The following is a 19,927-nucleotide window of genomic DNA, read 5'->3' on the forward strand; positions in this document are numbered from 1 at the left end:
TGATCGCCCGCGCGCCCCGATGAATGCCGGCGCGTCCGATCAAGCCCGTCCTGCCGACGGGCCCCGAAGCGTGCAGTCCTTCAGCCTTGGAGCCAGCCATCCCATGACCACCCAGTCATCCTGGGTCGAGGTCGCGTGCGACGAGTCGGGGTTCTCCGGAACCAACCTGCTCGACCCCACCTCACCCGTCATCACCCACGCCAGCGTCGATCTCCCCGAAACCGCGGCCGCCGATCTCGTCGACGTACTGCGGACCCGTTTGCGCCGCCGCACGGAGTACAAGGCCAACCAACTCCTGCGCTCCGAGCAACGACCCGCGCTGGAATGGTTGCTCAGCACCCTGCGCGGTCATGCGCACGTCCACGTCATCGACAAGACCGCGTACGTCGCCGCGCGGGTGTTCGAACTGTTCACCGAGGAGCCGTCGTACGGCGCGGGCACCAGCCTCGCCACGGATCACTCGGAGGTGGTCGCGGCGCTGCGGCATCGGACCGGGTTCCTCGCGGCGTTCGTGGACCTGACGCGGACGAAGCGGGTGCGGTTACTGGATCACGCGGCGCTCGATCGGTTTTTCGCGACGTTGCCGGCCGACGTTCCCGCGCTGCGGGCGGTGACCCGGGCCCGGGTCGAGGAGGTGATGCAGCGGCTGATCGACGAGGATCCGGAGCTTCCTCCGCCGCTCGAGCCGCTGGTGCCGGCGCTCGCCGAGACGGTGCTGTACTGGAGCGCCGGCGGTCGTTCGGTCGCCGTGGTGCACGACGAGCAGAGTGCGCTGACCCCGGGACGGGTGGCCAGGCTGGGCGAGTACCTCGCCGGACGGTTCGAACCGGCGCCGTTGCGGTCGTTCGAGCAGGTCGACTCGAAACACGATCCGCGGGTGCAGGTGGCCGACTTTCTGGCCGGGATCGCCCGGCGCCGCAGACCGGACCTGGTGGAACTGCTGGCGCCCTACACCTGCGCGGCGACGAAGTCCTCCCAGGTGTGAGTGCCGACGGTGGCGCCGGTCAGGGTCAGGTTGTCGCCCGCGCGGTACACCTTGCCCGCCTTGCCCGGGACGCGGACGGGCAGCGAGAGCCGGTGCTTGCCGGTCGCCTTCAGGTAGTCGTGGGCGAGCTCTGACAGGCTGTACACCTTCGGGCCGACCAGGTCGGGGACCAGACCCTGCGGCTCGCCGAGCGTCAGTTCGGCCAGCCGCTGGGCCACGTCCCGGCTGTCGACCGGCTGGAACCGGATCCCACCGGGCGTCGGGAGGATCGGCAGTTTCGCCATCGCCCGCACCGTGTTCCAGGCGAAATCGTGCAGCTGGGCGACCCGCAGTACCGTCGACGGCACCGTGGAGCCGCGGACCGCCTGTTCGGCGCCGAGCTTGGACTTGAAGTAGGTCAGCGGCAGTTGGTCGACCGCGGTCACCGAGATGTGTACGAGGTGGCCGACGCCGGCCTGCTCGGCCGCCTGCACCAGGTTGCGGGTGCCGATGTCGTCACCCTTCGGGCCGCCGGCGAGGTGCAGGACGACGTCCACGCCGTCCACCGCCGCCTCGAGACCGTCGCCGGTCAGCAGGTCGACGGCCACGTACTCGACGCCGTCGCCGCGGTCCTGCGCGTGCCGGCTGAGGACGCGGACCTTGCCGCCGGCCGCCTGCAGCAGCGGGACCACCTGCCGGCCGATCGTTCCGGTACCGCCGGTGACGAGGATGGTGCTCATGGTCGCGCTCCGTTCGCTGGGACTCTGTGGGGTTCTGATGCGCTGACGGAGCAGGGTGGGGGGAGTGTGACCGAATGTGAGCTGGAATACATCCAGGCAAAATGTCGAGGGTCTGCCGGCGCCTCCGACGTAGGGGGTGTCGGGCGCACAACGGCGTACCGGCGGAGACAGCGACCTGGAGGTCCGAGATGAAGTACGTGGTACTGATCCACTCGAACATGCAGCCGTGGGGACACCCGACGATCGACTTCACCGAGGTCGGCCGCGCGGTCCCGGCCGACGAGCGGGCGGCGATGGGCAAGGAGTTCGACGCGATGCTCACCGAGCTGTCCGCGTCCGGTGAGCTGGTCAGCGGGCTGGCGTTGGACGCCCCGAAGACCGGCCGGGTTTACCGGCACGACGGCAAGAAGCCGGTCAGCACCGACGGCCCCTACGCCGAGACGAAGGAACAGCTGGCCGGCTTCTTCGTCCTGGACTGCGCGACCCGGGAACGTGCCGAGGAACTGGCGGAGAAGTTCGCCGGACCTGGCGACACCATCGAGCTGCGCCCGGAGTGGGAGTTCTGACGTGACCGGCACCGGGATCCGGCCGAGCGACCCGGCCGGATCCCGCCGTGCCGCTCCAGTTTTCGCCACATGTTCCGAAACCAGCCGTTGCGGACAGTAACGCGCGGTGTGTGACGTAGTCCGGGATTCGGAGTGACGTACGCCGTACCGCGGCGGCGAAAGCTCCCTTACTCTGAATGACTTATCGAGCGTCAGGAGGGGTGGGCCGTGACGACTGTCTTGCTGATGGGGCCGCCGGGGGCGGGCAAAGGGACGCATGCGGGTCATCTGGCAGGCCATCTCGGGGTGCCCGTCGTCTCCACCGGCGACCTGTTCCGCCGCAACATCGCGGAGCGGACCGAGCTCGGCCGGACGGCACAGGGCTATCTCGACGCGGGGGAGTACGTGCCCGACGAGGTCACCAACGGGATGGTCCGCGACCGGCTCGCCGGCGCCGACGCCCGTCCGGGTTTCGTCCTCGACGGCTACCCGCGGACGCTCCACCAGGCGAAGGTCCTGGACGAGATGCTCCACGGGCAAGGGCGTTCGCTCGACGCGGCCGTCGTCCTGCAGGTCGAGGTGGACGCTCTGGTCACCCGGCTGCTCCGGCGCGCCGAGATCGAGCACCGCTCGGACGACACCGAAGACGTGATCCGCCGCCGCTTCGAGGTCTACCACGAACAGACCGCACCGCTGCTCGACTTCTACGCCGACCGCGGCATCCACTACGAGGTCGACGCGTCCCCCGACGTCGACACCGTTCGTGCGAGTGTGTGGCAGGTCGCGGTCGAACTCAAGCAGGCCGCCTGACCGTTGCTGGTGGCAACCACGGCCAGGAGGATCCGTCAGTTGCGCCAGGTCGGGGCGACCGACTTGCGGTAGGTGCGGCCGAACAGACCGACGATCAGCGTGAGCACCGGCTTCGGCACGGTGCCGGTGATGGCGTCGGACTCGGCCGGTGTCGCGCCGTCCAGCGCCCAGGCGAAGAACGTGCCGCCCTCGGTCGGGCCGACCTTCGCGAACTCGCGGCCCATCGCGCGCATCTCCGGCGTACCCTCCTTCTCCAGGTAGACGGACTCGATCTCCGCCTCCTCGTGGTCGAGGTGCTGAACGGTGGCCCGCTGCAGCCCGCGCATCGCGGTCAGTGCGGCCTCCGCGTCCGAGGTGCTCGCCGACCTCTGCAGCGCAGCCATCGCGGTCCGGGTGGTCGCCAGCGCGTCGGCCATGGTGTCGTGCTCGGCGTCCAACTCCGTCAGTACGTCGTGGCTCACACCGACCTTCTCCAAGGCCGGCCAGGCGATGTCGTGCTCACCCTGGTGGTGCCGGGTGAGCTGCGCGTCGAAGTTCTTCCAGGCCGTCGCCAGCTGCTCGGCCCGCTGCCGGTCCCCGGCCGGGAACTCTCCCAATGCGTCAATGAAGCGATCCAGATCCCGGCGTACGGCGGCGTGGATCGCGCGGTTCATGCTCATTTCCCCCATGACCCGGAGTATCCGTCCGGGAACAACCGTTGACCAGAGCAAGTTGATGGTGAATATGCATGGTGAGTACAAGGTGCCGGGCGGCAAGCTCGTGGTCGCCGATCTGGATGTCGTCGATGAACACGTGCGGAGCGCGCAGATCTCCGGGGACTTCTTCCTCGAGCCGGACGACGCGCTGGAGCGGATCAACGGTGCCTTGGCAGGGCTCCCGGTGGACACCGCGGCGGCGCAGATCGCGGCCCGGGTGCGTGGCGCGCTGGGCGACGGCGTCGAGATGCTCGGGTTCTCGCCCGAGGCGGTCGCGGTCGCGGTACGCCGGGCGTTGACCGGCGCGACCGGATGGCGGGATCACGCGTGGCAGTTCGTGCACGACGTACCGCGGGAGCCGGCGCTGCAGATGGCCCTCGACGAGGTGCTCACCGAGCAGGTCGGGTCGGGTGAACGCCCACCCACGCTGCGCCTGTGGGAGTGGTCGTCGAACGCGGTCATCATCGGCAGCTTCCAGTCCGTGCGCAACGAGGTCGACCTCGACGGCGCGGCCCGCCACGACGTGACCGTGGTACGCCGGATCAGCGGCGGCGGCGCGATGTTCGTCGAACCGGGCAACACGATCACCTACTCGCTGTACGTTCCGGAATCACTCGTCTCCGGACTGTCGTTCGTCGAGTCGTACGCGTTCCTCGACGACTGGGTCATTGGCGCGCTCAACGATCTCGGTATCGCGGCGACGTACCAGCCGATCAACGACATCACCTCGCCGGCGGGCAAGATCGCCGGCGCCGCCCAGAAACGCTTCGCCGGCGGCGCCGTCCTGCACCACGTGACGATGGCCTACGACATGGACGCCTCGAAGATGCTCGAGGTACTGCGGATCGGCCGCGAGAAGCTGTCCGACAAGGGCACCACGAGCGCCAACAAGCGCGTCGACCCGCTGCGCAGTCAGACCGGGCTCGACCGCGCGGACGTGATCGAGCGGATGGTCGGCACGTTCCGGAACCGCTACGGCCTGGAATCCGGGGCGATCGACGACGCGACCGTCGCCGTCGCCTCCGAGCGGGTCGCCGCGAAGTTCGGCACCGAGGAGTGGCTCACGCGGGTGCCGTGATCGGTACGGCGTTGCCGCTGACCCGCACGCGGTTGTCGTCGGGGCGCAGCTCGACCGTGATGAGACTCGGCCGCCCGAGGTCGTCGCCCTGGTGCAGCGTGATCGACGGCTGCCCGAGCCCGAGCTCGCGCAGGTAGGCCCCGAACGCGGCCGCGGCGGCACCGGTCGCCGGGTCCTCGACCACGCCGCCCACCGGGAACGGGTCGCGGACGTGGAAGACGGTCGGCGATTCGCGCCAGACGAGCTGCAGGGTGGTGAGGTCGAGGCCGAGCATGTACGCGAGCAGGCGGTCGAAGTCGTAGTCGAGCGCCGCGAGTCGTTGCCGGGTCGCGGTACCCAGGATCAGGTGGCGCGCTCCGGCGTACCCGATCCGTGGTGGCAGGGCCGGGTCGAGGTCGTCGGCGGACCAGCGCAGGATGTCGAGGACCTCGGTGATGTCCCCGGCCGGTTCGACGGCCGGCTCGACGCTGGTGAGGGTCGCGCGGAGGGTGTCGTCGACGGTGACCGGCACGATGCCGGCCGGCGTCGAGAAGACGATCTCGCCCGGACCGTGGCGCTCCGCCAAAGCGACGGCCGTGGCGACCGTGACATGCCCGCAGAACGGGACCTCGGCCTTGGGGGAGAAGTACCGCACCGGGAGCGGGCCGCTGCCGTCCGGGCCCTCGGTGAGGAAGGCGGTCTCGGAGTACCCCACGTCGGCCGCGATCGACAGCATGGTGGCGTCGTCGAGCCCGCGCGCGTCCAGAACCACGCCGGCCGGATTACCACCGGCCGGGTCGGACGCGAAGGCGGTGTAGCGAAGAACGGTCGTCATACCAGCCATCCAATCACCGCCCGCCAGCGGTTATCGCGTCCAGTCGAGCTGCTGCTCCGGAATCGCCAGCCCACGTCCGAACTCCTTCGCCTCCTCCCGCGCCGCGTCGTCGCCACGCCGGTACCGGAACACCCGCCCGGGGAAGATCACGAAGCTCTCGTGCTCGTCGTGAAAGTCGGCGTACCACCCCGGACTCGCCAGCGTTCGCGACAACACCTCGGCCAGCTCCGCCCCACGCTCGACGTCGAACTCGAGCAACGACCAGACATCAGGCTGGGCCACCGACGTACCACCGACGGCAATCCGGCTGACCTTCCGGACAGCCAACGGGATGTCAGCCACCTCGGCCCCAACCCCAAGACTCTCGACAATCAACACTCCGGAATACATGCCGATGACGCTATGCGGTGCCACCGACAATCAAGCGTTGCCGGCCAGCTCTGCGATCTGCTGGACGTAATCGACGAGATGCGGGTCGTGCTCCTCGAACGGATAGGCAACGTAGTAGGCGTCCACCGCCGTCTGAGCGTCGGCAAATCCACACCTCGGCCACAGGGCAGTCAGGTCGTCATGGTCCGGTGCGCGGCCGGCCAGCAGTTTCATCAAGAACACCTGCTCCGGCGGAGGGCCCAGAACCGTGAGATGGCTGTGTTCGTACAGCACGGCGCACTCATCGAGATCGAGTCCGGCAGGCATGAACATAGCCGCCGAGTCGTTGAGCCAAGTCGGCCGCAGGCCGTGCCGTTCGCCAACCCGGCGTACGACGGCTTTGACGTCCTCGGTCAACCGGGTCAGGGAATCGACATCCGCGGTGGACTCTCGCAGGCCATGCAGCGCCAGGTACGAACCTCCGACGACCACCAGTCGGCAGACGAGGTCTTCGCGAGCCAACTCATCGGCAACTTCTGCCAGATGGTTGAGGATCTCAGCCTTGCCGAGCACGGCGGCGCTCGGCATAGGCGAACCGTGACTCATGCTGCGTCGCGCCAGAGATCATGCTCGGCGAGCCAGATGTTGCGTGCTGCGAGCTGTGCCGGAGCTTGCGCTCGTGCCTGGCGGACCCGCGCCGGCGTACCAGGCGCCTCCCATGGGGTGGGGGAGGGCGGAACCGACCTGGTCCATCGGGGTCGCGGGACCCCGGCGTCGTCGGCGAGCTTCTCCGCCATGCCGGCCAGGAGCGCGTCGAACGCGGCGTCGCCGGTTCGGTGCGGCGGGGACGCGATCGCTGTCGCGGTGAGATCGCGATGCTCGACGACTGTGTCGATGAAACCGCGCAAGCGCGTCCAGTTGACCTTGCGAACCTTCGCGCCCGGGGAATGGGCCCCTGCCAGGCGCGCGATCGTGAGTTCTGGAGGCAACTGGGACTGTTCAACGGTCAGCGTCAGGTGCTGACCGGCGGCCGCGATCAGTCGCGAAAGCATCGTCAACGTGGGATCACTGAAGCCGGTCTCGATCCTCGAGACCGTGGACGTCGGGACTCCGGCCCTGGTGGCGAGCGCGCTCCGCGACAGGCCGGCGTCCTCGCGTGCCCGTCTGAGCAGTTCGCCTGCACTCATACCTGGTAGCATATATGCAACAGTAGACGACGAACAATACGAGGTGAGATGGAGATCGGGTATCTGATCTTGTATGTCGGGGATCTGGAGGCGTCCGTCGGGTTCTACCGGGACGTGGTCGGGTTCGCGTACAAGTTCACCGACGCGGGGTATGCGGAGTTCGACGCGGGTGGGGTGCGGTTCGCGTTGTACGAGCGGCGGCGCGCGGAGTGGCTGACCGAGAGCACGGTGACACCCGGCGCCGGTGGGGAAGTGGTGGTGCCGGTGGACGATGTCGATGCGTACGCCGAGCGGTTGCGCGCAGCCGGCGTACCGCTGCTGAGTGGGCCGGCGGACCGTCCGTGGGGACATCGGACGGTCCACGTCGCCGACCCGGACGGGTTCGTGGTCGAGTTCGCGGAGGAGATCCCGCGGGCCCGGCAGCGGCGGCAGGTCTAGTTCTGCCAGCGACGCCTGGTCATGCCGCTGATCATCACGATCCAGAACAGGCCCCACAGCAGCCACGGTGCGGTAAGGGCGATCGAGCTGATCACCAGGCCGACCATCAGGAACGGCGCGATCATCATGAACGCCGGCGGTGGACCGGGCCGCCGCAGCGGTCGGGCCGCGCCGTGCGGTACCAGTTCCGTCGTCGACGGGAGGTCGTCGAAGAGCTGGTCGAAATCGTCGGAGTACCGCGCGCGCGTCGCCTGCTCGCTGCGCTCCTCGAACTCGGCCTGGGTCAGCCGCCCGGCCACGAAATGCTCACTCAGCAGAGCAACGGCCTGGTCTCGCTCGGCGTCCCCGATCCGCACCCGCTTCGCCGGTACGTCGCCGCGCCGGCCGTCACGCCCCGCATCCCGTGGGTCGTCCCAGCTCGTCTCGCGCCAGTCGCCGACCCAGCCGGGGCCGCCCCAACGACCGCCCCACCCGGGGCCACCGCGCCCCTGTTCGGGCCGGTCGGCAGCGGACTCGTCGTACCACCGGGGGCCGTTCCAGCCCTGCCAATCGCGCCGGCGGCCGGCGCCGGGACCGCCACGCCGCCGGCGGTCCCGGTCGGGCGATGTCATGAGCGGTCCTGTTCAGTGCTGTCGCCGTCCTCGGCGAGGATCCCGTACAGCTTGCGCCGCAGATCCGCGACCGCGTCCCGCGCCCGCGCCTGCTGGTCCGGAGTACCGCTGGCGAGGATCTGCCACATCGCGGTCGCGACCTGGCCGAGCAGCGGGCGGAACCCGTTCTCGTCGTCACCCTGGGGAGCGCTCATCGTCTCCCACGGCGCGGACACCTCGTCCTGGTGCTCGCCGACGTACGTCCGGCCCTCGTCGGTCAGCCGGAACGTCCGCCGCCCGACCTCCGCGTCCGCGGTCACCAGGCCCTCGTCCTCGAGTTGCTGCAGGGTCGGGTAGATCGAGCCGGGGCTCGGCTTCCACACGCCGCCGCTGCGCTCGGCGATCTCCTGGATGATCTGATAGCCGTTCATCGGCTGCTCCGCGAGCACGGCGAGGATCGCCGCGCGCACGTCGCCGCGGCGCGCCTTGGGTCCGCGCCAGCGCGGCGGCGGTCCCCACGGCGGACCGAACATCTGCCCGCCGCCGAACATCCCCCACTGCGGCCCGAAGTGCTGCTGGTGGTGTCCCTTGGTGCTCCGCCGGCTGCCGGTCATCGCCGCGCGCAGCTCATCCACGATGTCGTCGAAGTTCGAACAATGCCGTGCGAGCTGCTGCCAGGGCCAGCCCGCGGCGTACGCCGATCCGGTCATCTCGACCACCCGTTCCTCACGAATGTGATTGCGATAGTTCGACGATATATCGCGAACAATCGCAACCCAAGGAAACTCAGGCGTTGAAGTTCAGCCCGGACGCCGTCGCCGTCAGCACCACCGCGCCACCCACCACGGAGACCCCGCTGAGCTGGGCGCCGAACGGCAGCGGGGGGATCGTGATCCCCTGCGCGAGCTGGTTCTTCAGGGCGTTCCGGAGTACCGACGGAAGCGTGGTCGACAACTGGGAGACGTCCACGGCGATCTTGCCGTTCTGGATCTGCGGCAGGACCGGTACGTCGATCTTGACGCCCTGGACCGTCGCCTGGGCATGCACCTTGCCGTCGACGACCGGCATCTGCAGGCCCTCGAGTCCGGTGCTCTTGACCGCGAGCCGGCCGAGCTCACGCGGCGACAGCTTCAACTGGAGATCCGTCGTGTCGACAGTCACCGTGCCCTTCTGGTTGAGCACCAGCGACCGTGGCACATGCACGTCGTGCATGTCGACCTTCAGGCTCTCGGCCGGGACCCCGGAGAACTTCGGCTTCAGCATCGTCATCGTGACGCTGGAGAACTTCTCGTTGTACAGCTGCGGCAGGAACCCGAAGCCGTTGATCTTGACCGAGGTGTCCGACGAGTGGACGTCGTACTTCCGGGCCTGCGTATCGGCTCGCGTCGCGAGTTGGTTCTGGGCGACCGTCAGCGCGATCCGGTCGACGACGACCGCCAGCACCGCCAGCAGTACCAGCGTGACGACGAGGCGGCGGATCCACCGGCCTGGTCCGTTAGAGCTCATTGTTGCCCTTCCCGATCATTTCCCGGAGCGCGTCGTCGGTGGTCGTAGGTTTGATGCCGAACGCAACAGTCGTGGCGGTGGAGTCGACGACGAACGGCCGCTGCCACTGGTACTGCATCTCCACCATCTCCCGGGCGGCCGGGTCCACCAACCCAGCTAGCCGGAGTATCGCGGCCGGCATCGCCGCGACCCGCGCGGGGGGTGCCCCGGCCAGATCGGCGGCACGACGGGCCAGCTCCCGCACCGACAGCGGCGCCGGCGTCGGCACGTGCCAGGCACGTCCCCACGCGCTCTCGTCGTCGGCGATCGCGATCAGTGTTCGCGCGACGTCACCGACGTACGTCCAGCTGTGTGGCGCGTCGAGGTCGCCCGGCATCAGTCCGCGCTTGCCGGCGATCACCTTCGGCAACACGGTGACGCTGAACGGTGACACCGCGCCAGCGCCGAGGTAGTCCGAGCCGCGCACCTCAGCCGTCCGGATCCGCCCGGCCTCGTGGGCCGCCAGGGCGTCGGTCCAGAGTTGCGCCCGTACCCGCCCCTTCACGGTGTTGGGCAGCAGCGGCAGCTCTTCGGTCATCGGGCCGTCGACAGCGCCGTACCCGTAGAGGTTGCCGGTGGTGACCAGCACCGCGCCGCTGGCCTCCGCGGCGGCGATCAACGCCGCATTGAGCGGCGGCCACTCGGTCGTCCACTTGTTGTACGCCGGTCCCGCGCACGAGTAGATCGTCGACGCGCCATCGACGTACTGCGTCAATCCGGATCGGGCGTCGGCCGCGACGCGCTCCACCCCGTCCGGTCCACCTCCGGACCGCGTGATGACCCGCACCTTCTCACCGCGAGCCACCAGCAACCGCGCGACAGCGGTCCCCACCGCACCAGCACCGACAACGACACGCACGCGATCCCTCTCCGTCCAGATCTCTCACACAGTACCGATGCCCACGACCACAGAGCCGCGCAGGCCTGCCACGCAGCGCGATGGCCCGGGCTTTCGTCACCCGGCAGGGGTGATGCCGGCCGGGTCCGTCCGTACCAGGGTAGGGAGCGTGGTCGAGGGAACGACGCCGTTCTCGCGGCCCGCGGCCCTCCTGTGCCCGATGCACTTTCTCGATGGTGTGGCTGGAAGGGGAGCTATGACTGTGACGACCCGGGGTAAAACGGCGAGTCCCGCCACGCGGTCGGCGCGCAGAGACCTGGAACAGGACAAGGACGCCACCCGGTTGAGCCGGGCGGATCGAGTCGCACTAGGGAAGGACGCCCGCGGAGCTACTCCACGGGAGTCGCACGCGGAGTTCCGGCCCATCGCCTCGCGGGATCCGATCGGGCTGCTCCTGGAGCAGGCGAAGACGCGGGTACCGGAGCTGGTGCCGATCCGGCACGGGCGGATGCTGGCGTCGCCGTTCTCGTTCTACCGGGGCGCGGCGCTGCCGATGGCGGCCGACCTGGCCACGACGCCGACGTCGCGGCTGCGGGTGCAGCTGTGCGGTGATGCGCACCTGGCTAACTTCGGCGCATTCGCCTCGCCCGAGCGGCAGCTGGTGTTCGACGTCAACGACTTCGACGAGACGCTGCCCGGGCCGTTCGAATGGGACGTCAAACGGCTGGCGGCCAGCCTCGCGGTGGCCGGACGAACCAACGGGTACGGGCGCAAGCGCCGCCGCGAGATCGTGCTTGCCGCGGTCAAGGGCTACCGGACGGCGATGCGCGGGTTCGCGCACGAGGAGTTCCTGGACGTCTGGTACACGCACCTCGACATCGAGCAGGCCCTGCGGGACCTGCAGTCCGAGATGACGTCGAAGCAGTTCGCCGCGACCGAGAAGATGCTCGCCAAGGCCCACACCCACGACAGCGCGCAGGTGCTGCGCAAGCTGACCACGGTCGTCGACGGCCGGCGGCAGATCATCAGCGACGCGCCGATCGTCGTCCCGATCGAGGAGGTCTTCGCCGACGAGCAGGCCGATGCGGTGTACGAGCAGATCCGCAAGATGCTGGGCAAGTACCGGCGTACCCTGCAGTCCGACCGGCGGCACATGCTTGAGCAGTTCACGCTGGTCCAGGCGGCGCGGAAGGTCGTCGGCGTGGGCAGTGTCGGTACCCGCGCGTGGATCGTGCTGATGGACAGCGGAGACGGGGTGGAACCCGTGTTCCTGCAGGCCAAGGAGGCACAGGACTCGGTCCTGGCGGAGTACTGCGGGCGCAGCCAGTACACCAACCAGGGCGAGCGGGTGGTCGCGGGACAGCACCTGATGCAGGCCGAGAGCGACATCTTCCTCGGCTGGACCCGCGTTCCGGGCCCGGACGGCGTGGACCGCGACTACTACGTGCGTCAGCTCAAGGACTGGAAGTTCTCCTTCCCGATCGAGCAAGCGGTGCCCTCGGGGATGTCGCTGTACGCCCGCCTGTGCGGATCGACCCTGGCCCGCGCGCACGCCCGCTCCGGCGACCGCGTCGTGCTGGCCGCCTACCTCGGTGGCTCGGACGTCTTCGACCAGGCGATCGCCGACTTCGCCGAAACCTACGCCGACCAGAACGAACGCGACTACGCCGCGCTCGAGCACGCCGTCAAGGCCGGCAAGGTCGAAGCGACCACCGGCGTCTGAACCACAGAACAGTCTGCACCGCAGAACAGGAAGGGAGACGTTCATGGCAGATCCCGCCATCGATCCCGAGCTCGACCGTCCAGCGGCCCTCGGGCGCCGGTACTTCGTCCGGTTCGAGGAAGACGTGCTCCGGCAACGACCGTTGTGGATCCGGCTGATCATCGAGTTCCTGGGCACGTTCGTGCTGGTCACGGTGGCGGCCGGATCCGGGGTGATCAACCACTACGTGGGCAACGCGCCGATCAGCAGGACGGCGGCGGTGATCGCGCCCGGAGCGGCCGTGATGGCGATGATCTACGCCTGGGGCCCGCTGTCGGGCCTGCACATCAACCCCGCCGTCTCCTTCGCCTTCACGGCCCGGGGCGTCTTCCCGCCGAAGTGGCTGGTGCCGTACTGGCTGGTGCAGTTCGCCGGAGCGATCTGTGCGGCACTGTTCCTGCAGGGGATGTTCGGCGACGTCAGCCAGGGCAGCAACTATCCGATCAGCTCGTCCGGCGGGGAGTGGAAGTCGTTCGTGATGGAGACGATCCTGACCGCGATCCTGGTCAGCATCATCCTGAACACGGCGACCGGCGCCCGCAGCATCGGCCACAACGCGGCCATCGCGGTCGGCTCGACGGTCGCGCTGCTCGGCCTGTTCGCCAGCCCGATCAGTGGCGCGTCGATGAACCCGGCCCGCACCCTCGGGCCCGACATCGTCGGCAACGACTACACCGGCTGGTGGGTGTACGTCGCCGGTCCGCTGCTCGGCGCCGCGATCGCCGTGGCGATCATCGGAAGCGTCCGCGGCCTGCCCGACAAGGACGAGCGCGAGGCCGCGGAGGGCGGCGCCCTGCCGCTCACCGAGGGCTCGCGCCGCGAGCGCACTTGAGCAGGCCGATGTTCGACTTCGAGGGGGACGCGGGGAGTTCGCCGGACCTGACATCGCAGGTACGGCGGGCCATGGGAAAGGCTGCTCGGCAACGAGCGCCGCGGCACACGCACGGCGATTGGGCGCCGGCGTCCGATCGGCCGGACCCCATCGACATCCTCGAGGAACAGGCCACGACGCGCGAGAAGGATCTGGTCCCGATTCGCTACGGCCGGATGCTGTCGTCGCCGTTCGCCTTCTTCCGCGGCGGTCCCGCGATCATGGCGAACGACCTCGCCGGGAGTCCCACCAGCGGCATCACGGTCCAGGTATGCGGTGACGCGCACCTGGTGAACTTCGGGCTGTTCGCGTCGCCGGAGCGGGACCTCGTCTTCGACGTGAACGATTTCGACGAGACCCTGCCGGGGCCGTGGGAGTGGGACGTGAAGCGCCTCGCGGCGAGCGTCGCGGTTGCTGCCCGCCAGAAGGGGCTTCCGCTCGGCCGGCAACACGATGCTGCTCGGTCGACGGTGCGCGGTTACCGCGAGGCCATGCTGGGCTACGCCGACCAACGGACGATCGACCTGTGGTACATGCACATGTCCACCGAGAAACTCACCGACATCGCCGAGCAACTGGAGGCCGAGTTCGGGATCCGGGCGCCCAAACTGTCTCCTGACCGGCTGGCGAAGATCTTCGCGAAGGCCCGGGCGCGCGACAGCCTGGGGGCGTTGGCCAGGCTTTGCCGGTCGGACGGCGTGTCGGTCCGTCTGGCCAGCCGGCCGCCCTTGCTGGTCCCGGTCCGGCAGTTGTGGTCCGCCGACGACGCGGACCGGATCGCTGAGGCAGTCCAGCAGGCGTTCGGCGGGTACCGGGGGAGTCTTGGAGACGACCGTCGCACGCTGCTCGACCAGTACGAGATCGTCGACATGGCGAGGAAAGTGGTCGGCGTCGGCAGCGTCGGCACCCGCTGTTTCGTGGTCCTGATGCGCGGCAAGAGCCCGGACGACGTGCTGTTCCTCCAGGTCAAGCAGGCGGAGTCCTCGGTTCTCGAGCCGTACGTGGCGGCCAGCAGTTATCCGACGCACGGGCATCGGGTGGTGGCCGGCCAGCGCCTCCTGCAGGCGCTGTCGGACGAGTTCCTCGGCTGGACGACCGCATTGGACGGAAACGACTACTACGTCCGGCAGTTGTGGGACATGAAGGGCGAGATCGACCCGTCGAAACTCACTCCCGGTGGGCTACGCGTGTACGGCGCCCTGTGCGGACGGACCCTCGCTCGGGCGCACGGCAGAGGAGGCGATGAGGTCGCGATCGCGGCGTACCTCGGGAAGTCCGACACCTTCGACCGGGCGGTCGCGGACTTCGCGCTGACCTACGCCGACGTCAACGACCGCGACCACCAACGACTCGCGGCGGCGGTCGACGCCGGCACCATCGAAGCCGTCGCGCCCTGACCGGGCGTTGAACGAGGGGCTGGTCGCCAACTCCCCAGCCAAACACTCCACCAGTAAGGACGGCGTCACCCGCGAGGGGTGATGGGGCCGGCCACGGTACGGCGTGAAGCTGAGGGCATGATGCGCGCGACGGACGCGATGCCGAGCGACCCGGGGAACGAGTACGCCGTGCAGCCGGGCGGACTGTCGTTCCGGGTCGCGGTCGGCGGAACGCGGCGCGCGTCATGACCGCCGGCGCCGGCATAGCGCCGTACGAGGCTGCGGCCCGGCCTTCGTTCGGCAGGGTGGCGTGGGCGCTGCTGCGAGTGGCCGTGGTGGCGGCCGCGCTGGTAGCCCTGTATTACGCGCTGCCGTTGGACCACGCCTCCACCTTCACCGCGGTGACCATCCTTGTCGTCGGGTTGGCCGCGTTCATCGCTCTGGTCACGGCTCAGGTCCTGATGATTCTCCGGTCGCCGTTCCCCGCGGTGCGGGCCGTCGAATCGCTGGGCACCAGCGTGCCGCTGTTCCTGCTGCTGTTCGCCTCCACCTACGTCGTGATGGCCGCGCGGTCGGCGAGCAGCTTCGGCGAGCATCTGACCCACAGCGAAGCCCTGTACTTCACCGTCACCGTGTTCTCCACGGTCGGGTTCGGTGACATCACCGCCAAGAGCGATGCGGCGCGGATGGTGGTCACCGGGCAGATGATCGCCGACCTGATCGTCTTCGGTGTGGCGATCAAGGTCGTCGTCGGCGCGGTCCAGCGTGGCCGGCAACGCAAGGCAGCACCGCGGCCGGACGCAGCGGACGAACCGGCAGACACCTCACAGTGACGCCCGGTCGGCACCGAAGCGGAAGCCGTTCAGGCCGGCTGCCCGGTCCGGTGCGGCGGCGCTGTGGCCGTGCGCCTGCTGAGGAGCCCGGCCAGGAGCATGACGAGCACAGCGATGCCCACCGGCCGCGGCAATCGCACCGCAGTACACCGCGTAGTTCCAGAAGCGAATCGCCACCCCGTGCATCAGCAGGTCGCCCGGCGAGGGCCATCCCGCGCGGGTGATGTCTTCGCCGGGGAGCGCCCCTAGCGTTCGGGGCATGGTTGTTGCGGGTTGGTGGCACTCTGTGGCGCGGGATCGGTCGTGACCGCGGTTTCCGGGCCGGGCCCCGCACCGCCGGTCACTCAGCACCGGGATTTCTGGGTGCTGATCGCCTACGCGGTGGTTCTCGGGGTGTTCGGAGCGTTCGCCGGGCTGATCTTCATCGGCGTGCTCACGCTCGGCGGCAGGTGGTACAGCGATGCCGATTCGGGCTGGTTCGGCGGCAAGTGGTGGTGGATCGCGATCGCCGTGGCAGCGGGTGTCCTGGTCGGCCTGGTACGGCGGCTGATGCGGGTGCCGTGGAAGACTCCGGGGCTGTTCGACGACCTGCAGACCGAGCACGTCGATACTCGGTTGGTGCCCGGGATCGCGGCGGTCTCGACGGTGTCGCTGATCGGGGGCGCCAGCCTCGGCCCGGAGAAGGCGCTGGGGGCCATGGGCGGCGGCGTCGGCAGCTGGATCGCTGAGCGACGAAGGCTCAAGAAGGAGAACGCCGGGGTGAACACCCTGGCCGGGTTCGCCGGTGCCTACGGTGGGCTGTTCTCCAGCCCGGTGATCGTGGTGCTGCTGATCCTGGAGGTCGCCCGCCCGGGCGGACGGCGGCTCACCAAGGCCCTGGCCGCACAGACCGTGGCATCGAGCATCTCGTTCGCCGTCTACTTCGTCATTGCCGGCGCCGCGTTCATCGACGACTACCAAGTGCCGGGGTACGCGTTCAAGGACTGGCAGCTCCTGGCCGCGGTGCCGCTGGGCCTGTTCGCGGCCTTGGTGGTGACGGTGCTCGCTGGGTTCATGCTCGGAGCTGCGCGGCTGTTCGAGCGGCTGAAACTCCCCGAGATGACCAAACCGGTGCTCGGCGGGCTGATCTTCGGGGTCGTCGGCGTGGCCCTGCCGCTGACCATGTTCAACGGCAGCGACCAACTCAAGGTCGTGCTCACCGACGCGGGCAGCCTCGGCCTGGGCCTGCTCGTCACCCTGCTGATCGCGAAGATGCTCACCTTCGCCGTCAGCCAGGGCAGCGGCTTCATCGGCGGGCCGATCTTTCCGTCGCTGTTCATCGGCGGCACGGCCGGAGTCATCGTGCACCAGGTCATCCCCGGCGTACCGCTCGGACTGGCGTTCTCCTGCCTGCTCGCCGCCGTCCCGGGCGCGATGGTGTCCGCGCCGTTCGCGATGGTCCTGATGACCGCGTTCCTGACGCAGGTAGGGGCCTTGCAGACCGCACCCATCCTGATCGCGGTTGTGACCGCCTTCCTCACCCTCGAAGGCGTCAAGTACTTCCTCGCCACCCGCAGACAGTCCCGCACACCCCAACCGGCCACCAAACAACCGGAGACCTCGGAGGGTTCGTGACGCGCTTGGTGCCCCCGGCAGGATTCGAACCTGCGACGCACGGTTTAGGAAACCGACGCTCTATCCCCTGAGCTACGGGGGCGCACGCGGGGACAGCTTAGCGGAGGTGCGGGTGTGGTCGGGGTCAGCCGGTGAGGGCGGTGACGCCGAGGTGGCCGGTGATGGATTTGTAGCGTTCGGCGTAGAGGGTGGTGCAGCGCGAGGCGGCGCAGCCGGCGCCGGCGAAGGCGATGCCGCGGATGGTGGCCGAGCTGCTGCCGCGGCGGGAGTAGACCGGGCCGCCGGAGTCGCCGCCGATGATCGCCACCAGCCCGCCGCGGGTCGCGCGGATCACGTACGTCGTGCACCCGTCGACATCGCAGTACTGCGCCGACGTCGAACGGACCGTGAGGCCGCAGACCGACGTACTGAAGCTGCCGGACTGGCAGACGACCGTGCCGACGCCGGGGTCGCCGCCGCCGGTGACGGTGCGGGTGGCAACGGTGTCGCCGGGGCCGTCGGTCCAGATCTTCGGGCCGTAGGCGCTGCCGGTGACCAGCGACTGGTCGTAGTCCGGGTAGTTCGTCCGCACCGTGGTGGTGCCGTAGTAGTTGGTGCCGGACTTCCAGACCGTCCCGCGCTGACCGCAGTGGCCGGCCGTGACCGAGGCGCGCTGGCCGTTGGACCGGCGTACGACGGAGAAGCCGGCGGTGCAGTTCTTCAGCGCCGACGTGATCCGGGCACCGCCCCAGTGACCGCCCTTCGGGGTGTCACTCAGCCGGGACGTGCGCGCGAGCGAACCCGCGACGAGTTGTACGCCGGCCAGTTCGCGTAGGCCGGCCTGGGACTCGGGCGAGGTCGTCGCCTGGTCGTACTCGACGACGACGTTCTCGCTGACCGGGTCGAGGTCGGCGGCGAATGTCGTACGGGACGCGTCGGCGGACCACGAACGGTCGCCGACGGTGGTCCAGGTGTCGGCGATGGACTTGGCCGAGCGGCAGCTGCGCTCGATCTTCACCATCTGTTTGCCGGCCGCCGGGAGGTTCCGGGCCATCGCGGACTGGTACTTCTTGCTGTCCAGCTTCGCGGAGTCGACGACGACCTTGTACCCGCTCGTCGCCGAGCCGACCACGCCGATGATGCCCTGGCTGAGTCCGTACGGCAGACCGGACTTCGGGCGGCCGGTCGCGTCGAGCGGCTCGAGGGAGTCGACCGCCGCGGAGATGCCGTCGCCGAGCGACTCACCGAGCGGGCGGGCGTCGGAGGTGGACGTCGGCTGGGAGAGTCGTTTCGCATCGGTCGAGCTCGTACTCGGCTGGGCGTGCGAGCACGCTGCGGCGCCCGTCACCGAGCCCGACGAGGGCACGGTGAGGGCGACTGCGAAGAGTGAAGCTGAGCCGAGAGCGAGCAGTGGGACGGTAACAGAGAGTCGCACGAAGCTCCCCAGATCGGTGGACCAAACCCCTAGATGGTCCGGTCAGGGACTCCGCTGCGTCAAGACCTAGTCACCGTCTGCGAGCAATTGCGACTACCGTGCGCGAGCGTAACTCGCAAGTTGGCGCCCGTCGGTCGCGAAGAACTTCAGGGTGTCGCCGTCCACCGCGACCCGCTTGGCTGCCTGCAGTACGCCGGTGTGCGGCACGTTGTCGCACCCGATCATGTGCTGCGGCCCCGACGTCGCCGTGAACGCGCCACGCTGACCGATCGTGTACGTCCCCTGCAGGGCGTTGCACCCGTCGGAACCGGTCCACGTGCCGTCGGGACGCAGGGTCAGCACCGGATCCTGCGGCCGGGACGCCTTCAGTGCCTTGAAGCCGGCCATCTGCACCGCTCGCCAGGTGCCGGACACGGTCTGGGCCGTCAGCGGCTTCACCTGCGGCGTCGCCGAGGACGCTGCCGGCGCGGCGGCAACCGGAGGCTGGGTTGGATTGTTCCGTGAGCCGGCCAGCCCGAAGCCGACGACTGCGACCGCCGCCACGGCGACCGCGGCCGCACCGGAGACGATCCAGGTACGGCGCTGGGCGCGGCGGCCGCCCGTGGTGGCGCGCTCGGTCAGGCCGGTGCTCTGCGGCACCGAGGCCGCGGCGCGTTCGAAGGTACCGCGCAGGTCATCCTCGAGATCGGTGTTGCTCACGACAACCTCTCATCAACAGGATGGGGCTCGCCGGCCCCTGAGTACGTTGGACTCCGCCGCAGCGACGCGAGCGCCCGGCTGACGGTCGCACGCACGGAGGACGGTTTGATGCCGAGCACGTCGGCGATCGTCTGGTCGTCCAGGTCCTGGTAGTAGCGCAGGACCAGCACGACCCGCTCCCGGGCGGACAGCGTCGCCAGGGATCGCCACAGGTCATCGGAATTCGCGATGTCGGTGGCGTGATCCGGGACGGTGCGCTGTGGGTCGATGTCGGCCGTCGGCGCCTCGGTGTACGAACGCCGCCGTGTCATCGACAGGAACTCGTTGACCAGGATCCGCCGGACGTAGTGGTGCGGATCGTCGGCCTTCCGCACCTTCCGCCAGGAACGGAACGCCTGCATCAACGCGATCTGTGCCAGGTCCTCCGCACGCTGGTAGTCGCCGGAGACGGTGAACCCGAGCCGAACCAGTTCCTGTCCGCGGGCGGCCGCGTACTCCTCGAACTCCACTCGCCACTCCCTGGCTGGGCGTACAACTCCTCACATCTATTAGACGCACCGAGCCGCCCACCTGATGCAACCTTTCCCGCACAGTTACATCTCGCCGAGCGGGTACGTCGGTACGCGGGCGGGCGAGCCGTTCGCAGGCGCGCCTGCTGCCGCAACCTGCCTTGGGGGTCGACCTCGAGAGGGACCCGCAAGGCCGGGGCGGGTGGCCCCCGGCCGGCGGGGTGGGGGGGCGCGGA

24 protein-coding genes and 1 tRNA gene are annotated in these 19,927 nt (G+C 69.2%); 10 read left to right on the top strand and 15 right to left on the bottom strand.

Annotated features, from left to right (window positions below):
* The first annotated feature begins 103 nt into the window (after positions 1-103).
* A complete protein-coding gene (locus ACWGID_RS14685; RefSeq protein ID WP_452196974.1) occupies positions 104-985 on the top strand; it encodes a DUF3800 domain-containing protein in 882 nt (293 codons plus the stop codon).
* Here ACWGID_RS14685 and ACWGID_RS14690 read toward each other — a convergent pair.
* Positions 949-1,704: an SDR family oxidoreductase gene (locus ACWGID_RS14690; protein WP_452196975.1), complete on the bottom strand. Its 756-nt coding sequence runs from the start codon at positions 1,702-1,704 to the stop codon at positions 949-951. The two genes, ACWGID_RS14685 and ACWGID_RS14690, sit on opposite strands and share 37 nt — an antisense overlap.
* A 188-nt stretch (positions 1,705-1,892) precedes the next feature.
* On the opposite strand from ACWGID_RS14690, the gene ACWGID_RS14695 reads away from it, so the two are divergent.
* Together ACWGID_RS14695 and ACWGID_RS14700 are read left to right on the top strand one after the other, a co-directional pair.
* Positions 1,893-2,270, top strand: a complete 378-nt coding sequence (locus tag ACWGID_RS14695; RefSeq protein WP_452196976.1) for a YciI family protein — start codon at positions 1,893-1,895, stop codon at positions 2,268-2,270.
* A gap of 207 nt (positions 2,271-2,477) precedes the next feature.
* Positions 2,478-3,059 (top strand): adenylate kinase, encoded by a 582-nt coding sequence (locus tag ACWGID_RS14700; protein ID WP_452196977.1) that lies wholly within the window; start codon positions 2,478-2,480, stop codon positions 3,057-3,059.
* A gap of 35 nt (positions 3,060-3,094) precedes the next feature.
* On the opposite strand, the gene ACWGID_RS14705 is transcribed toward ACWGID_RS14700, so the two are convergent.
* Complete coding sequence (locus tag ACWGID_RS14705; RefSeq protein WP_452196978.1) at positions 3,095-3,727, bottom strand: hemerythrin domain-containing protein; 633 nt, start codon at positions 3,725-3,727, stop codon at positions 3,095-3,097.
* A gap of 46 nt (positions 3,728-3,773) precedes the next feature.
* Here ACWGID_RS14705 and ACWGID_RS14710 point away from each other — a divergent pair, with 46 nt between their 5' ends.
* Positions 3,774-4,832, top strand: a complete 1,059-nt coding sequence (locus ACWGID_RS14710) for a lipoate--protein ligase family protein (protein WP_452196979.1) — start codon at positions 3,774-3,776, stop codon at positions 4,830-4,832.
* Here ACWGID_RS14710 and ACWGID_RS14715 read toward each other — a convergent pair.
* Genes ACWGID_RS14715 through ACWGID_RS14730 form a run of 4 tightly spaced genes read right to left on the bottom strand, consistent with a single transcriptional unit; the run spans position 4,816 to position 7,202 of the window.
* Positions 4,816-5,646, bottom strand: coding sequence for a PhzF family phenazine biosynthesis protein (locus ACWGID_RS14715; protein ID WP_452196980.1), 831 nt, complete (start codon positions 5,644-5,646; stop codon positions 4,816-4,818). The two genes, ACWGID_RS14710 and ACWGID_RS14715, sit on opposite strands and share 17 nt — an antisense overlap.
* 30 nt (positions 5,647-5,676) lie before the next feature.
* Positions 5,677-6,036, bottom strand: a complete 360-nt coding sequence (locus ACWGID_RS14720; RefSeq protein ID WP_452196981.1) for a hypothetical protein — start codon at positions 6,034-6,036, stop codon at positions 5,677-5,679.
* 30 nt (positions 6,037-6,066) lie between these two features.
* Positions 6,067-6,603 carry a DUF6036 family nucleotidyltransferase gene (locus ACWGID_RS14725; RefSeq protein WP_452196982.1) on the bottom strand — a complete coding sequence of 179 codons (537 nt, stop codon included), beginning with the start codon at positions 6,601-6,603 and terminating at the stop codon, positions 6,067-6,069.
* Positions 6,604-6,617: 14 nt separating this feature from the next.
* Positions 6,618-7,202, bottom strand: a complete 585-nt coding sequence (locus ACWGID_RS14730) for a helix-turn-helix domain-containing protein (protein ID WP_452196983.1) — start codon at positions 7,200-7,202, stop codon at positions 6,618-6,620.
* Positions 7,203-7,250: 48 nt separating this feature from the next.
* Here ACWGID_RS14730 and ACWGID_RS14735 point away from each other — a divergent pair, with 48 nt between their 5' ends.
* Positions 7,251-7,640: a VOC family protein gene (locus ACWGID_RS14735; RefSeq protein WP_452196984.1), complete on the top strand. Its 390-nt coding sequence runs from the start codon at positions 7,251-7,253 to the stop codon at positions 7,638-7,640.
* On the opposite strand, the gene ACWGID_RS14740 is transcribed toward ACWGID_RS14735, so the two are convergent.
* The 4 genes from ACWGID_RS14740 to ACWGID_RS14755 form a co-directional block, all read right to left on the bottom strand.
* Positions 7,637-8,251 (bottom strand): DUF1707 SHOCT-like domain-containing protein, encoded by a 615-nt coding sequence (locus tag ACWGID_RS14740; protein ID WP_452196985.1) that lies wholly within the window; start codon positions 8,249-8,251, stop codon positions 7,637-7,639. The genes ACWGID_RS14735 and ACWGID_RS14740 overlap by 4 nt on opposite strands.
* Positions 8,248-8,940, bottom strand: a complete 693-nt coding sequence (locus ACWGID_RS14745; RefSeq protein WP_452196986.1) for a PadR family transcriptional regulator — start codon at positions 8,938-8,940, stop codon at positions 8,248-8,250. The genes ACWGID_RS14740 and ACWGID_RS14745 overlap by 4 nt, the downstream gene beginning before the upstream one ends.
* 76 nt (positions 8,941-9,016) lie before the next feature.
* A complete protein-coding gene (locus tag ACWGID_RS14750) occupies positions 9,017-9,736 on the bottom strand; it encodes an LmeA family phospholipid-binding protein (protein ID WP_452196987.1) in 720 nt (239 codons plus the stop codon).
* A complete protein-coding gene (locus tag ACWGID_RS14755; RefSeq protein WP_452196988.1) occupies positions 9,726-10,634 on the bottom strand; it encodes an NAD-dependent epimerase/dehydratase family protein in 909 nt (302 codons plus the stop codon). The genes ACWGID_RS14750 and ACWGID_RS14755 overlap by 11 nt, the downstream gene beginning before the upstream one ends.
* Before the next feature lie 235 nt (positions 10,635-10,869).
* Between ACWGID_RS14755 and ACWGID_RS14760 the strand changes: the two genes are divergently transcribed.
* The 4 genes from ACWGID_RS14760 to ACWGID_RS14775 all read left to right on the top strand — a co-directional run bounded on the left by ACWGID_RS14760 (position 10,870) and on the right by ACWGID_RS14775 (position 15,455).
* A complete protein-coding gene (locus ACWGID_RS14760) occupies positions 10,870-12,336 on the top strand; it encodes a DUF2252 domain-containing protein (RefSeq protein ID WP_452196989.1) in 1,467 nt (488 codons plus the stop codon).
* Positions 12,337-12,379: 43 nt separating this feature from the next.
* Positions 12,380-13,207, top strand: a complete 828-nt coding sequence (locus tag ACWGID_RS14765) for an MIP/aquaporin family protein (protein ID WP_452196990.1) — start codon at positions 12,380-12,382, stop codon at positions 13,205-13,207.
* An 8-nt stretch (positions 13,208-13,215) separates the two neighbouring features.
* On the top strand, positions 13,216-14,643 hold the full coding sequence (locus tag ACWGID_RS14770; RefSeq protein WP_452196991.1) for a DUF2252 domain-containing protein: 1,428 nt from the start codon (positions 13,216-13,218) through the stop codon (positions 14,641-14,643).
* 224 nt (positions 14,644-14,867) lie between these two features.
* Positions 14,868-15,455, top strand: a complete 588-nt coding sequence (locus ACWGID_RS14775; RefSeq protein WP_452196992.1) for a potassium channel family protein — start codon at positions 14,868-14,870, stop codon at positions 15,453-15,455.
* On the opposite strand, the gene ACWGID_RS14780 is transcribed toward ACWGID_RS14775, so the two are convergent.
* On the bottom strand, positions 15,447-15,716 hold the full coding sequence (locus ACWGID_RS14780) for a hypothetical protein (protein ID WP_452196993.1): 270 nt from the start codon (positions 15,714-15,716) through the stop codon (positions 15,447-15,449). The two genes, ACWGID_RS14775 and ACWGID_RS14780, sit on opposite strands and share 9 nt — an antisense overlap.
* Positions 15,717-15,758: 42 nt before the next feature.
* Between ACWGID_RS14780 and ACWGID_RS14785 the strand changes: the two genes are divergently transcribed.
* The gene (locus ACWGID_RS14785) at positions 15,759-17,069 is read left to right on the top strand and encodes a chloride channel protein (RefSeq protein WP_452196994.1); all 1,311 of its coding nucleotides are present in this window, start codon (positions 15,759-15,761) and stop codon (positions 17,067-17,069) included.
* A gap of 6 nt (positions 17,070-17,075) precedes the next feature.
* Here the strand turns inward: ACWGID_RS14785 and ACWGID_RS14790 are convergent.
* The 4 genes from ACWGID_RS14790 to ACWGID_RS14805 form a co-directional block, all read right to left on the bottom strand.
* A tRNA-Arg gene (locus ACWGID_RS14790) sits at positions 17,076-17,151 on the bottom strand.
* A 42-nt stretch (positions 17,152-17,193) separates the two neighbouring features.
* Entirely contained in the window at positions 17,194-18,483 is a 1,290-nt protein-coding gene (locus tag ACWGID_RS14795; RefSeq protein ID WP_452196995.1) for a hypothetical protein, read from the bottom strand.
* Positions 18,484-18,576: 93 nt separating this feature from the next.
* Positions 18,577-19,182, bottom strand: coding sequence for an META domain-containing protein (locus ACWGID_RS14800; RefSeq protein WP_452196996.1), 606 nt, complete (start codon positions 19,180-19,182; stop codon positions 18,577-18,579).
* The gene (locus ACWGID_RS14805) at positions 19,179-19,691 is read right to left on the bottom strand and encodes a SigE family RNA polymerase sigma factor (RefSeq protein ID WP_452196997.1); all 513 of its coding nucleotides are present in this window, start codon (positions 19,689-19,691) and stop codon (positions 19,179-19,181) included. Before ACWGID_RS14805 ends, ACWGID_RS14800 begins: the two co-directional genes overlap by 4 nt.
* Positions 19,692-19,927: the final 236 nt, after the last annotated feature.

Source organism: Kribbella sp. NPDC054772, assembly GCF_053611945.1.